This is a genomic window from Aquabacterium sp. A08 (assembly GCF_011742065.1).
The window spans coordinates 1-398 of the sequence record NZ_JAAQQT010000340.1; the positions used below are offsets into that span (position 1 = coordinate 1).

A 398-nucleotide genomic window follows, 5' to 3' on the forward strand; every position below is an offset into this window, starting at 1 on the left:
CGCGGGTCCAGCTCCAGCGCGGCGCGCAAGGCGCGGGCAAAGGCCTTGAAGATGGTTTCGCACTGGTGGTGCGCGTTGACGCCCTTGAGGTTGTCGATGTGCAGCGTCACGCCGGCGTGGTTGACGAAACCCTGGAAAAACTCGAACACCAACTGCGTGTCGAGCTGGCCGATCATGCCGGCGGTGAACTGCACGTCCATGTGCAGGCCAGGGCGACCGGAAAAATCCACCACCACGCGGCTCAGCGCTTCGTCCAGCGGCACATAGGCGTGGCCGTAGCGGCGGATGCCCTTTTTGTCGCCCACGGCCTGCGCGAACGCCTGACCCAGGGTGATGCCGATGTCCTCCACCGTGTGGTGGCCGTCGATGTGCAGGTCGCCCTCGCAGCGCACGTCCAG

1 protein-coding gene is annotated in these 398 nt (G+C 65.8%); it reads right to left on the bottom strand.

Annotated elements, in window-relative coordinates; all coding sequences use genetic code 11:
- The coding region (locus HA630_RS27010; protein WP_166832173.1) for an imidazoleglycerol-phosphate dehydratase at positions 1-398 on the bottom strand (398 nt) is incomplete at both ends.